The sequence below is a fragment of the Acinetobacter sp. ANC_7655 genome (assembly GCF_056784015.1).
The window spans coordinates 18,091-32,202 of sequence record NZ_JBWYJB010000012.1 but is presented as its reverse complement, the minus strand read 5'-3'; the positions used below and the strand labels follow the sequence as shown (position 1 = coordinate 32,202).

The 14,112-nt window shown below is 40.6% G+C and carries 13 protein-coding genes; 2 read left to right on the top strand and 11 right to left on the bottom strand.

Annotated elements, in window-relative coordinates; all coding sequences use genetic code 11:
- Positions 1–58: 58 nt before the first annotated feature.
- Both AC1M9N_RS12100 and AC1M9N_RS12095 read right to left on the bottom strand, forming a co-directional pair.
- On the bottom strand, positions 59–2,047 hold the full coding sequence (locus tag AC1M9N_RS12100) for an ATP-dependent helicase (protein WP_481954825.1): 1,989 nt from the start codon (positions 2,045–2,047) through the stop codon (positions 59–61).
- 102 nt (positions 2,048–2,149) lie between these two features.
- Positions 2,150–3,292, bottom strand: coding sequence for a glycerate kinase family protein (locus AC1M9N_RS12095; RefSeq protein WP_481607790.1), 1,143 nt, complete (start codon positions 3,290–3,292; stop codon positions 2,150–2,152).
- 134 nt (positions 3,293–3,426) lie between these two features.
- Between AC1M9N_RS12095 and AC1M9N_RS12090 the strand changes: the two genes are divergently transcribed.
- Entirely contained in the window at positions 3,427–3,942 is a 516-nt protein-coding gene (locus AC1M9N_RS12090) for a hypothetical protein (protein ID WP_481588666.1), read from the top strand.
- A gap of 55 nt (positions 3,943–3,997) precedes the next feature.
- Here AC1M9N_RS12090 and topA read toward each other — a convergent pair whose 3' ends face one another.
- The 4 genes from topA to AC1M9N_RS12070 form a co-directional block, all read right to left on the bottom strand.
- Positions 3,998–6,637, bottom strand: coding sequence for a type I DNA topoisomerase (topA, locus tag AC1M9N_RS12085; protein ID WP_035266776.1), 2,640 nt, complete (start codon positions 6,635–6,637; stop codon positions 3,998–4,000).
- 31 nt (positions 6,638–6,668) lie between these two features.
- Positions 6,669–7,118, bottom strand: coding sequence for a hypothetical protein (locus AC1M9N_RS12080; protein ID WP_035266779.1), 450 nt, complete (start codon positions 7,116–7,118; stop codon positions 6,669–6,671).
- A 203-nt stretch (positions 7,119–7,321) separates the two neighbouring features.
- Entirely contained in the window at positions 7,322–8,332 is a 1,011-nt protein-coding gene (locus AC1M9N_RS12075; RefSeq protein ID WP_481954824.1) for a hypothetical protein, read from the bottom strand.
- Positions 8,333–8,444: 112 nt separating this feature from the next.
- Positions 8,445–8,690, bottom strand: coding sequence for a SlyX family protein (locus tag AC1M9N_RS12070; RefSeq protein WP_035266784.1), 246 nt, complete (start codon positions 8,688–8,690; stop codon positions 8,445–8,447).
- Positions 8,691–8,724: 34 nt separating this feature from the next.
- On the opposite strand from AC1M9N_RS12070, the gene AC1M9N_RS12065 reads away from it, so the two are divergent.
- A complete protein-coding gene (locus tag AC1M9N_RS12065) occupies positions 8,725–10,635 on the top strand; it encodes an ATP-binding cassette domain-containing protein (protein WP_481954823.1) in 1,911 nt (636 codons plus the stop codon).
- 55 nt (positions 10,636–10,690) lie between these two features.
- On the opposite strand, the gene AC1M9N_RS12060 is transcribed toward AC1M9N_RS12065, so the two are convergent.
- From AC1M9N_RS12060 to AC1M9N_RS12040, 5 genes are all read right to left on the bottom strand, one after another.
- The gene (locus AC1M9N_RS12060; protein WP_481954822.1) at positions 10,691–11,260 is read right to left on the bottom strand and encodes a HupE/UreJ family protein; all 570 of its coding nucleotides are present in this window, start codon (positions 11,258–11,260) and stop codon (positions 10,691–10,693) included.
- 17 nt (positions 11,261–11,277) lie between these two features.
- Positions 11,278–11,892, bottom strand: coding sequence for an urease accessory protein UreG (ureG, locus tag AC1M9N_RS12055; protein ID WP_035266791.1), 615 nt, complete (start codon positions 11,890–11,892; stop codon positions 11,278–11,280).
- Between the two features lie 21 nt (positions 11,893–11,913).
- On the bottom strand, positions 11,914–12,579 hold the full coding sequence (locus tag AC1M9N_RS12050) for an urease accessory protein UreF (protein ID WP_481587607.1): 666 nt from the start codon (positions 12,577–12,579) through the stop codon (positions 11,914–11,916).
- Complete coding sequence (ureE, locus tag AC1M9N_RS12045; RefSeq protein WP_180028353.1) at positions 12,566–13,051, bottom strand: urease accessory protein UreE; 486 nt, start codon at positions 13,049–13,051, stop codon at positions 12,566–12,568. Before ureE ends, AC1M9N_RS12050 begins: the two co-directional genes overlap by 14 nt.
- A gap of 170 nt (positions 13,052–13,221) precedes the next feature.
- Positions 13,222–14,109 carry a DMT family transporter gene (locus AC1M9N_RS12040; RefSeq protein WP_092766734.1) on the bottom strand — a complete coding sequence of 296 codons (888 nt, stop codon included), beginning with the start codon at positions 14,107–14,109 and terminating at the stop codon, positions 13,222–13,224.
- Between the last annotated feature and the right edge of the window lie 3 nt (positions 14,110–14,112).

The following is a 14,112-nucleotide window of genomic DNA, read 5'->3' as shown; positions in this document are numbered from 1 at the left end:
CAAAAAAACCAAAAAGTACGCGCCTACTCTACTTTTTGTATGAAACAATCTAGATAGTTTAATCGAGATCAATCCCAAAATCTAAATTAATCGACTGTCGCTCAATCAAAGCACTCTTAACCGTTTGCTGCCTGGTTTTATAATGTGTTTCACTTGTACACAAATGTCTTGAAAGATCATTAAGAAAATAGCTTTCAACTTTTCGTCCTTGCTCATCGACTTGTTCCCTTGCCCACGTCACCAAATTTTGCTTGGTTAAAATCAATTCATTTTGTGCACGGGTAAGTGCTACATAAAGCACACGGCGTTCTTCTTCAACTTCATCAAAATCCCCTTGAGCTCTTGCATGTGGATACTGACCAGGTGTCACATTCGCCACGTAACAAACTTTTTGTTCAGTTCCTTTAGCAGAATGTATCGTGATCAAGGTAACAACATCAGTATCTGACTGGCGTTCGATTTCACTGATTGAAACTGGATCAAGCACGTAGGCTTCTAAAAACTCACTTAACTGAGTATGTTTTGAAGCTAACTGTTTCACCAACTCAAAGTCTCCTTGACGACGCCCCCAATCCTTTTTGTAATTTTCACTCAACTGAATTTCTATTGCCTGAATTGCCAAGCTTACGCAAGCTTGAACTTCAGTCTTTAACACATTCAACTGCTTCATAATGAGTAGAGCCTCAGCAGGAATACGTCCAAATTTTTCTAGTTTTTCCGCAATGACGTCATCTTGAGGGTCCTGTAACAACTGTTGCGCTAAACGGCTTGCGCCAACATCACCGACCCCATCCCAAAGCGTCAAAAACCGCATCCATGCAATATCGTCTGAAGGATTGGCAATGACCCGTAGTAAACTCAGTAAATCCTTAACATGCGCAGTTTCAAGAAGTTTCATACCACCAATAAACCGATATGGGACATTGGCTGCAATGAAAGCTGCTTCAATATGACGAGCTGCAAAGCTTGAACGTACCAGAACCATATGATCGCGCCAAGGACTTCCCTCAAGCAAATGTCGCTCTTTAATATCTATGGCAATCCATTTTGCTTCATCAAACTCATTCGGGAAAATATGAATTTTAGGCTTTATGCCTGTACCTCGATACGCATTTAAGCGCTTGTCATATTTAATCTCACTTTGATCAAGCAACCAATTTGATAAATCTAAAATTTCTTGAGTAGATCGGTAGTTTTTTTCTAATTTAAAGATCTGTGCTGCTGGCACACGCTCTTTAAAATGATGAATGTTTTCGAAATCTGCTCCACGAAAACCATAAATCGATTGAGCATCATCCCCGACACAAAACAAACTTACTCGATCCTTTAAAGGCTCTAATAGCGCCCATTGCAATGGATTGGTGTCTTGCATTTCATCCACAAGCATATGTCTGCAAATCGAGGCCACATAATCGACTAGACCCTCAGACTGTGCTAAAGCTGATGCCACGATCGCAAGAATATCGTCATAATCAAGAAAGCTGCGTGCCTGCTTTCGACTTTCATATTCTTTCATGATTTCTGCAATCAGGTCTTTCATTGCTAAGAATTCAGGCATTTGCTTTTCTATGGCAACACTTAGCTTTTGACGCGTATTTCTAGCATATGAATACAGATCACATAATTCAGCAGGCTTCGGGAGCTGATTGGGATTCTTCTTATCATCTTTACCACGTATCAAACGAAACATCATGAGTTGATCATCACGATCAATAATTGAGAATTGCGCTAAGCCGAAAGCTTTTGGTATACGACGCAGCAAGTACATACAAAAAGTATGGAATGTTGATGCTCGTAATCCTTTTGCTTGTTCACCGAGTGCCAATTCGACACGCGCCACGATTTCACTGGCAGCACGACGCGTAAACGTCAAAATTTGAATTTGATTGGCGGGTACACCTTGATCAATGAGATAAGCAGCACGTGCCACAATCGTTTTGGTTTTACCACAGCCCGCACCCGCCAACACCAAACTATGTAAGGCTTCTGTGGTTGCAGCTTGTTTTTGTTGAGGATTTAATTCATCAATCAGGCTGTCTAAACTCATCGCTACTCATCAATTTTACAATAACAATAGTTTAACAGAGCTAGATTTAGAAAATACAAACACGCTTCAGTTTTAAACCTCAAAGCCCACTTACATAGAGAATTAGATATACTGCCTTACGATATTTTGTACCGTTAAATCTAAATTCTGAACTGCATTTTTCAAGGATTCTGACAAACTTTGATCCAGAGGATTAATACTACAGATGTGATGAAACCCTTGTTCGTACAATGGTTCTACCCCTTCACCAACTCTACCAGCGAATGCAAATACAGGCTTGTTGTGCCGATATGCGACTTGAGCAACGGCAAATGGGGTTTTACCAAATTGAGTCTGAGTATCAATTTTCCCTTCACCCGTAAATACATAATCAGCTTGCGCAATTTTTTCAGCCAATTGAGTTTCCTCAATGATTAATTCAGCACCCGATCGAATATCTGCGCCTGTAAATGCCATCAAACCAAATCCCAAACCACCTGCTGCACCAGCACCAGATCGATGACGTAAATCGACTAAAAGCTGCTGCTCTACCACCCCTGCAAAGTGCAATAAATTATGATCCAATACTTGCACCATTTCAGGTGTTGCCCCTTTTTGCGGACCAAAAATATAAGATGCGCCAAGTGGACCACATAATGGATTGTTTACATCTGAAGCAATAACAATATCTGTTTTAGTCAATCTTGGGTCGAGTTGTGACACATCAATGGAATCGATTTGGTTTAAGTTTCCACCTGTTGGCTCAAATGCTTCATGATATTGATTAATAAATTTCACGCCCAAAGCATGCGCCATACCAGCACCACCATCATTGGTCACACTCCCACCCAATCCGATGATGATCTTTTTCACACCGAATTCGAGAGCTGCAGCAATCAGTTGCCCTGTTCCTACAGTATTAGTGAACAAAGGATTTCTTAAATGAGGTGGTATGAGATGAATGCCATTGGCTTTCGCCATTTCAATGACTGCTGTTTGTCCCTGATCAATTAATCCAAAATGAGTCATGACACGCTGATTAGCGAATGGGCCTTGTGCTTCGCACGCGATTTTTAATCCTGATTTTGCCATGACCAATGCATCAATGGTTCCTTCACCACCATCTGCCATTGGATTCAAAATACATTGTGCATCGGGTAAGACTTTATGGATGGCATTTTTCATAATCATGCATACCTGCTCAGCAGGCATGCTTTCTTTGAAAGAGTCGGGAGCCAAAATAAAAGTTTCTATCCTTTGCTGCATACTTTATTGCTATTCTCATATTTAAATTAATTCAGATACTTATTTATTACATTGAGATTTTCAATTTTTCAAATAGAACCCTTATATATATTGTAATAAACTTACAATTCCCCAAAAAAAATAACGGTATAACAATGCAAAAATATCAAATATTTAAAAAAACTTTAGTGCTGTGTACATTCATTTTTGTATGTAATCAAGCTACCAGCTCGTCTGCAACCAATTCACACAGTAGTGAAAATATTCAATTATCAGCACTTTCAGCCAAATGGAAATGTACTGAAGAAATGGATTACATGGGTTATGCTGCGAAAAGCGAAATAGTGTCTGAGTTCAAACCAAATGGTCAATATTTTGAAAAAAATCAAATGACCTTTATTAAAGATAACGAGAAAGCAATTGCTTATACCCAATCTGAAGCTCAATGGAGTTTACAAGAACATATACTCACAATTGATCAAAATAAATTACTGAAATTTGAAATAGACAATGCTCAAGTTGAAGAGCAATTAAACCTTAAATCAGCTTTAGCTGATCCTGATGCTGTGAAATTACTAATTAAAAAACTCGATAACAAAGAAATGATTGCGAATTTCATTCTATTTGATACAGAAATAGAAAATCTCTCAAGAGTATGTGTAAGACAATAAATTTAATGTCATAAAAAAATGCTGACCTAGGTCAGCATTTTCTGTTATTTAAACGTTAAGCTTCAATCCATTTACCATCTTGGTAAATCAAAGACCATTTCGTTTGTTTACCTTCAGGCGTTTCAGAACCAATATATTGCGCTTGATTTTTACGACTAAACTTCACTAAAGTTGGGTTTCCATCAGGGTCAGTATCTGGCGCTTGCAGAATAAACTGATACTTTGGATCTAGCTGTTCAGCAACCGTACGCAATTCCGCAACCTTAGGAGCACGAGTTTCACGCACTTTAGGGAATTTACTTGCTGCTAAGAATAAGCCTGCTGCTCCATCACGTAATACGAAAAAGTCGTCATGTTTCGTTGAGCGCAAATGTTCCATTTTAATCGGGTCGACACGAGGAGGTGCTGGTTGACCATTCTTCAATACTTTACGTGTATTTTCACAGCTTGTGCAGGCAAAATAAGGACCAAAACGCCCTGTCTTTAACTGCATCTCACCATCACATTTGTCACATGGAATTGTTGGACCATCGTACCCTTTAATTTTGAACTCACCTTCTTCAAGCTCAAAACCTTCACAGTCTGGATTGTTCCCACAAATATGAAGTTTACGACCACCATCAATAACGTAGCTATCCATTGCTGTTTCGCAAATTGGGCAACGTTTTTTCGACATTAAATCTGCGGTTTCTGCAGACTCATCATCAGATAATGCAGCCAAAGACTCTACTGGCGTTAAGTTAAGTGTACCTTTACAACGTTCTTTCGGTGGTAAGTTATAGCCAGAACAACCTAAGAATACACCTGTGGTACCGGTACGAATCTGCATCGGACGATCACATTCTTTACAATGCACAGCATCAACTTCAACAGGCTGATTACGGCGCATGCCATTTTCACCCTGTGCAGTAGTCAGACGTTTCTTAAAATCACCATAGAAACTATCTAATAACTCTTTCCAATTACGCTCACCATCTGCAACTTTATCCAGTTGACCTTCTAGATCTGCAGTAAATGCATAATTCATTAAGTTGTTAAAACTTTCGTCCAAACGATCTGTAACGATTTCACCCATCTTCTCTGCATAGAGACGACGGTTATCCAATTTCACATAGCCACGATCTTGGATCGTTGAAATAATCGCTGCGTAAGTTGAAGGACGACCAATGCCTTTTTTCTCAAGCTCTTTCACCAATGATGCTTCTGTAAAACGTGCAGGCGGTTTAGTGAAATGTTGCGAAGGATCTAACTTTTGAAGTTGTAGAACTTCACCCACTTTCACAGCAGGCAGTAAAACATCATCATCCGACTTGTTCTGGCCACGTACTTTCGTAAAGCCATCAAATACCAAAGTACGACCTTTAGCTTTAAGCTCTACACCATTCGCGTCAACCAAGATCGTCGAAGACAAATATTCAGCAGGTGTCATTTGACATGCAACAAACTGACGCCAAATCAGATCATATAGACGCTGAGCATCGCGATCTACACCCGCAAGTTGATCACCCTTCAGTGCGACGTTTGATGGACGAATCGCTTCATGGGCTTCTTGCGCACCTGCTTTATTTCCAAAACGGTTTGGCTTTGCAGGGAGATATTTTTCACCATACTCAGTTTCGATATGTCCACGTACCATATTGACCGCATCATCACTCAAGAATGTAGAGTCGGTACGCATATAGGTGATATAACCTGCCTCATACAAGCGCTGTGCCATCGTCATCGTTTTCTTTACAGAGAAACCGAGTCGAGTACTTGCTGCTTGTTGTAAGGTCGAGGTGATATAAGGTGCGCTCGGATTAACTTTGGTCGGTTTATCTTCACGGGCAGCAACTTTGAATTCAGCGTCTTTTAAAACATCTAATAAAGCATCTGTTTGTGCTTTGTTTTGAAGTTTTAATGTCTTACCTGACTGTTTGACTGCTTCTAAACGAATATCATCTTTTTTAGATTTGGTATCTGCAAAAACTTGCCAATATTCTTCAGGAATAAAAGCACGAATTTCTCGCTCACGCTCAACCACAAGTTTCGCAGCAACTGACTGTACACGACCCGCAGATAAACCACGTGCGATCTTCTCCCACAATAGTGGTGAAATCATAAAGCCAACAATACGATCAAGGAAACGGCGTGCTTGTTGTGCATTGACTTTATCAATATCTAAACGAGCAGGCTGTTTAAATGCTTCTTGAATGGCATTTTTAGTAATTTCGTTGAAAACCACACGTCTATAACGAGAGTCATCACCACCAATAACTTCTTTTAAATGCCAAGCAATCGCTTCTCCTTCACGGTCCAAATCAGTTGCGAGATAGACCTCGTCAACCTGCGAAGCAAGCTTTTTCAGTTCTGAAACAACATTTTCTTTACCAGGAAGCACTTCATAGTGTGCTTTCCAACCGTGCTCAGGGTCTACCCCCATACGATTGATCAGTGCCTGTTGAGCTTTTTCAGCTTTCTCTTCAGCAGTCTGTTTGGTACGTGTTACTGGTTTCTTTTCCGTACTTTTTGAAGCACCTGTTGGTAAGTCACGGACATGACCCACAGATGATTTCACAATGTAGTTTGAACCTAAGTATTTATTAATGGTCTTCGCTTTAGCAGGCGACTCGACGATCACTAAAGCACGTTTTTTTCCAGCTTCTGACGATTGAGCTGTAGCGCTTTTGGATGTGGACTTAGGAGCATTCGCCATAGTGAACCGTTATTCCTATAAGATTAAAAAATTAAATTTCAGCCAATTTGTGTAAAAGTGCTTTCATTTCATCAAGTTGTGTAGCATGAAGATCTTCTTCTTCCTTCCAGTACAAACCGACGCAATTAGACTGCATATCAATAGCATAAATCCCTTTTAATGCAATGGGGAAATCATTAAATTTCTCATTCCCGTGAACAACCTTAAGTTTTTCATTTTCAACCAATGCGCGCATTAAAGGTAGGCGACCATCAGGAATGATAACGCTGTAATACGCTACCATACTGGCACGATTTTCTGATGCCATTGGAATATTGGTCCATGAAGGTGCAGCAATCAAACGCGGGTGTAATCCCATTTTTCGCGCTTTCTCACGCATGATCCCCAAAGCTTTTTCTCTTGGATTTACACGTAATCCGAAGATCGAGCCCAGCACAAAAACAACGATAAGAATCGTTATCCAAAGTCCAGCATTTTCCATAGTTCACCTTTTGCTTCTTATATTAGAGTTGCATAAGCCGAATATAAAAGGCAAGTTGAAAATTAAAAATACGATTTATAGCGGCATGAAACAAGTATTGAGACCTGAACCAAATAAGGCATGATGTGGTATACCCCACCTAAGCACAGTGCAACTGAAATAAAAAAAAGCGATAAAATCATCGCTTTTTTCCTAGGCATATTTTAGTTCAAAAACATCTCATGGCTGTAAAGCACTTCATGACCATTCCAATAAATATATCCTTTATCAATCATTTCCTTAAGCAATAACCGCACATCTGATTTTGGAAATAGTTGTTCTAATAGATCACGGAGTTCATAAATATCTTTAGGCTTTCCGGATTTTAAAGCATTCAATTTCTGAATGACTTCCAGCTGGACAGGATCTATTTTTTCAAAATTTTTAAACAAATCACTCTGAATATGTTGAATGTCTTGTGACTCTTCAATTTCAGCTAAAATGTCTTTTGCTTCGATATGTAGCTTCGCCAATAACGCATCTACCTGACCAAGCTTGTGGTCTGCTACTACATCTTCATCAACATTCATATCCAATTGAGCCCACTGCTTTAATACCTTTTTACGAAAGGAAATTTGCTCACCTTCTTTTTTAATCACCTTTAAATTAATTAGCATGCCAATCAATTTAGCGCTGTGCTCGTCATTTATTCTCAACGTATTCTCGATCGAGTTTTTAAGCTTAGCAAAGGTGTTGGGTTTCCCTTCCATACGAACCACAACATCACAATATTGCTTTACTCTAAATAAATCATGATTTTGACGAATAGTTTCAACTGAAGGCACGTTGTATTTGAGTTTTGACACAGGTTGCTCTGGTTGTACCTGTATCAAATTACATTGAATGCCAGAAGCTCGCATCATGTCAGCCAACATCGTGCTACAGTTTCGTGCAGAAATCACATCAATCTCTGCGCCATGCTCAACCAATGCCAAGATTTGCCCCACAATCACAGCGTACTCAAATTCTTTTTCTTTTGCCTCAAGCATTTCTAAAATGACAATTTGACCACTACTAATCCAACTCGCAAATTCAGTCAAATCAGTGAGACTGTAATGAAAACTCCCTTTCGAATGAAATAGATAGGTCGTGGTGTAATGTTGCACAATCTCCCGAAATAACGTCGAAGTCGGCATGTTATTTTCAAGATCTATTAGGACAACTTTAGCGCTCATAGGATAAGATTCAGAATTCGGCAAGTGAAAAGACTATTACAACGACCTTCATATCAAAGGTCAAACTATTTACGCATACTTCTTAATAAATAATCAGTATTTATGTCACGTCTTAATAATGTGGCGGTTTATCCAAAATTGGATCAAATGGAGCAACACCATCGTCAGCATGAGTAGCTTCAACACGTTGATACAAAATTTGCATTTGTTTCTTTAAATCGCTGATTTCACGGCTTTGTAATGCAATTTGAATATTTAACTGATCAACTAATTCATCTAAAAATGCAATTCGGACTTGCAAATCTTCTATGGGTGCGGAAAATGACGCCTGCTCATTTAGATTTTTTTGATTCGACATTATAAGTCCTCATCAGGGGATTTCAGGAAACATTATGGCCTATATTACCTTAAGGGACGTCCAACTCGCATTTGGTGGACCGTACTTACTCGACGGCGCGAATTTTAGTTTAGAGCGCGGCGAACGAGTGTGTTTGATTGGCCGTAATGGTGAGGGTAAGTCTACTTTACTTAAACTCATTGATGGAAGTTTATTGCCTGACGCTGGTGAAGTTTCCCTGCAAAATGGTATTACCATTTCTATGCTGGCTCAAGACGTGCCAATGGACTCGGGACGTGTTGCAGATATTGTGGCAGATGGCGCAGGTGAAGCAGCTTCTGTTCTTAGAGCTTATCACGAAGCAAGCGAAGCTTGCGTACTTGGTGATATGGAAGCTTGCGATCGCATGGGTAACTTGCAACATAAAATGGATCAATTAGATGGTTGGGCACTTGAAACTAAAGTGAATTCAATCCTCAGTAAAATGGGACTTGATCCTGATGCTGATTTAGCTGATCTTTCAGGTGGTCGTAAACGTCGTGTGCTTCTTGCACGCGCACTACTCACCCAACCTGATGTTTTGTTACTCGACGAACCAACGAACCATTTAGATGTTGAAAGTATCGAGTGGTTAGAAAAATTCTTACTCGATCAAAATAATCTAACATTACTCTTCATTTCGCATGACCGTTCATTTGTAGACAGTATTGCTACACGTATTGTGGAACTGGATCGTGGCATCTTACGCAGTTATGAAGGGAACTATTCACGTTACCTCGAACTCAAAGCTGCACAGATGGAAGCAGAAGAAAAACAAAATGCGCTGTTCGATAAAAAGTTAGCAGAAGAAGAAGTTTGGATTCGTCAAGGTATTAAAGCACGTCGTACCCGTAACGAAGGTCGTGTGCGTGCCTTAAAAGCATTACGAGAAGAATCTAAAGCCCGCCGTTCGCAGCAAGGCAAAGTGAGCATGGCCACCCAAGATGCTCAACGTTCAGGCAAAGTGGTCTTCGAAATTGAAAACCTCAGTGTGCAATTTGGCGACAATCCTCCAATTATCAAAAACTTTAACGCATTGGTGCTACGCGGTGACCGTATTGGTCTAGTCGGTGACAACGGTGTCGGTAAAACCACGCTGATCAAAGCAATTTTGGGTCAACAAGAACACTCAGGTACGGTCAAAACAGGGACACAACTCGAAGTGGCTTATTTTGACCAGCTTCGTAACGTGCTCGATCTTGAAAAAACGGTAAAAGACAACGTGGCCGAAGGGTCAGACTTTGTCGATATCAATGGCGGACGTCGTCATATCTATAGCTATTTACAAGATTTCTTGTTCTCCCCTGAGCGTGCTCGTACACCTGTAAAAGCCCTTTCTGGTGGTGAACGTAACCGCATTTTATTAGCGAAATTACTGCTTAAACCATCGAACCTCATCGTGATGGATGAGCCAACCAATGACTTGGATATGGTGACGCTTGAGCTGCTTGAAGAGATGCTCAGTGATTACAAAGGAACTTTATTGTTGATCTCGCATGACCGTGCCTTTATGGACAATGTCGTGACCTCAACTTGGGTATTCGATGGCAAAGGCAATATCGATGAATATGTCGGTGGTTATCAAGACTACCTCATGCAACGTCCTGATCAAACTGTAGTCGATCAGAAATCTGCGGTGAAGAAAGCAGCTGCAAAAGCTGAAGCGGCGGCAACCCCTGCACCAGCGGTTAAAAAAGTAAAACTAAGCTATAAAGATCAACGTGCTTTAGAACAACTTCCTGCTGAAATGGAAGCTTTGGAAAAGGAACAAGCCGAGATTAATGCACTTTTAGCAGATGGTTCTTTATTTGTGTCAGATAGTAACAAAGCAACTCAACTTTCAATTCGACTTACTGAAATTGATGAGCTACTTTTAGAGAAATTAGAACGCTGGGAAGCGCTTGAAAGTCTTGCGAATGGTAGCTGATTACCCTAGTAAATAAAAAACTCCGCGCTTGCGGAGTTTTTTTTGTCAAGATTGATCACGCTAAACCAATTACTGCAACCAATGCTGCTAGCGCACCTACAATCTTTTTACCTTGTGGAACAAATTTCACCATCGATGCCCCTAAACCCAGTCCAAGAGCATAAATCATTGCCATGGCAGTAATCATGCCTAAAATCTGAATACCAACATTTCCATTCATCGCTAATTCAGCTCCGTGTGCTGAACCATGAAAAACTGATAGAAACACTGCTGCAATTGGGAAAATTCTGTTCGATTTGGTCCATAAACTTACAGCTAAGATGAACAATGAACCTACAATTCCAATTTCTGTAACGCCATTAGGAATAATTCCATGCGCACCTAAACTGAATCCAGCAACAAGCGCTGTAAGCAAGCCCCATGCCCCAATCATCTTCCAAATTTTAGACATGCTCCACATCAAAACGCCGAAACTGAGTGCCATCATCAAATGATCCAATCCTGTAAACGGATGAATGAAGCCCGTCCAAAAATTAGCGTCATGGTGATGATGGCCTGGATGTGCCATTACAAGGCTCGGAACACTTGCCAGAATGAATAGACCGAATTTATTGCATTGTTTCATCCTTTAAGCCCTCTTGTTTAAGCTTTGAATAAACCTTGTTTTTCAATAAAACTGATAATCTCGTTTAAACCATCTTCAGTTTTCATGTTTGAAAACAAGAACGGTTTATCTCCTCGCATACGCTTGGCATCTTGGTCCATCACCTGCAAATTCGCTCCAACCATTGGCGCCAAATCTGTTTTATTGATAATCAGTAAGTCCGACTTGGTAATGCCTGGACCGCCTTTACGTGGAATTTTTTCACCACCAGCAACATCAATCACATATAGCGTCAGATCAGACAGTTCAGGGCTAAACGTTGCTGCCAAATTATCACCACCACTTTCAATGATAATTAACTCTAGACCATCAAACTTTTCACATAAGTCATCAATCGCTGCCAAATTGATTGAGGCATCTTCACGAATAGCCGTATGAGGGCAACCGCCAGTTTCCACCCCCACAATACGATCGGGTGACATGGCTTCATGACGAGTTAAGAAGTTGGAATCTTCTTTGGTGTAAATATCATTGGTCACCACCGCCATATTGTATTTATTACGCAATGCACGGCATAAATTTAAAGTCAGTGCTGTTTTACCAGAGCCGACTGGTCCACCAATTCCGACACGTAAAGGAGAACGTTCTGACATCATTTATTCCTTATGTTTTTCTTAAGATCTAAATAAGCGTGAATATTGTGTTTCATGCGACATGCTGAGCATGGCATATTGAGGTAAGGCACTGCTGAGTTGATGGTCTTCTATACACATTGCATGCGTTATGGCGTCTGGGACTAAGCCATGTAAATGCCACAAAATTCGTTGACCACTCATCTGACCGAGCGGCACAGTTTTGACTGCGCCAAGTACTTGGTTTTCTAAAACAGTAAACGTATACGCCGTTAAAACATCTTCGATATTCAGATCCAATCGCCCACATAACTGAGCATATACGGGTACAAATCCAAGTTGTTTTTTGACCGTAACGGGCATTTTCAATACATCTTTAATCCATGCGTTCAAGGAAAATGCCAACTGCTGCGATTCAGCCAATAACTCACGACTTTCACGACTGGCTCGATACAACTGTGCCCAATGATTAAACTGCTGTTCATTATCATGGGCCTGCATCAAACGCTTCAATACAGGTAGCTCAAAACGAACCAAAAGCATTTCCAGAACTTCTTCGAAGTACGCAATACTGGATTGCTCATCATGGATCAAACCTTGATCGATCGCACTTTCAACACCTTGCGAATAGCAATAAGCGCCTACAGGCAAAGCTGTAGAGGACAAAGTTAACAGTTTGAGTAAGTGAGCTGCATTAGTGATGCGCATGAGCATGAATCGCTTTGATTGGGCTTAGACGATGATCATGTGCATGCTGAGCATAAGCACCACTTTCTGGCTCAAATGGATGATCCACTTCCGTGACCATTAAACCCAATCCTTCGACCATTTCGGCTAAGACATGATCAGGTTCAAAATATAGTGCACTAGGCGTGAGCATAAGAGGGACATGACGATTCCCTAAATGATAGGCTGCTTTCAAAAGCTCAAATTCAGAAGAAGCTTGAACACACATCAGGCGTTCGGGCAATGCGTCCACCCGCAGTAAGTCACCTGATTCAGTTGCAATAAATGATCCGCCGCGAAGAATACCTGTGCGCGGTAAATCTGCACCAATATCGCACCCTGAAACTAAAGTTGCACGAAAACGGCTCTTTTGTCGTGTATCAAAGTTGAGTTGCACAGTTTCGAAAGCTTGATCTTCTGTCACTGCTTCTATTCTTTGAGTATAGATTTTCATGCCTTTCCTATTGTCGCTTGAATACTTTGCTTTAATTTCAACTCGCGAAATGTCTTGTTCAACATCAATCCATTTACGCATCAAAATTAAGCATTATTCATGCCAACATGAAATCTATTGGTGCATCCCCTTCTTCTTATTAAAGAATATTCAATGATCTATAAAAATGTTTAAGCCCAGATCACCAAGATTGCCGCTATCACAACTAAGGCTAATCCCCAATGTTCGGCTTTCGCTAGCTTTTCTTTAAAGAAATAAGCGGAGATCAACAAACTAAATAAGATTTCAATTTGACCAAGTGTTTTCACCACTGGGACACTCATCATACTCATGGCAGTAAACCATCCGAGAGATGCCATAAAACTACATACACTGACTTTAAAGGTCAGTCCTAGACGTTGCCACATCGCCAGCAACGTTTGATGACTGAATAAACTGAGATACAAAAGCATACTCAAACATTGTAAGCCAATCACCGACAGTAATACCCATGCAGCGCGATGAATTGTTGGCAACATTGTTAGTTCAAGACTGGCCTCTCTGACCAATAGTGAAGTGATAGCAAAACACAAACCACTTCCGATGCCAATCATCAGTGTTTTGGGTGAAAATCCAGTAAAACCATGTCCCCGACTCAACAGAAACACAGCAAAACCACCCAGTAACACCCCAAACCATGCCAACCATGACAAATGATCAGAGAGAAAAGCAACGCCAATGATTGCAGCTAAGATCGCTTCACTTTTAGCCAGTCCCACGCCAATGGCATAGTTTTTTTGCTTAAACAACTGCACCATTAACGCAGTCGCTAAAATTTGGCTAATGCCTGCGATAAAAATATAAACCCAATATTTTGTCGTAAATTGAACAGTCGCTGTTACCGGTGAAAAGTGATAAAGGCTACTCAAATAAATCAATGCAAAAGGCAAGGCGAAGATAAAGCGTGCAAGGGTCACGCCCCATACATCGACAGTGGTACTCAGTTGTTTTTGAAAAGCATTGCGCCATGCCTGCATAAAAGCAGCCATGAGGGTAAAGAGAATCCAACTGAACGCCATAAA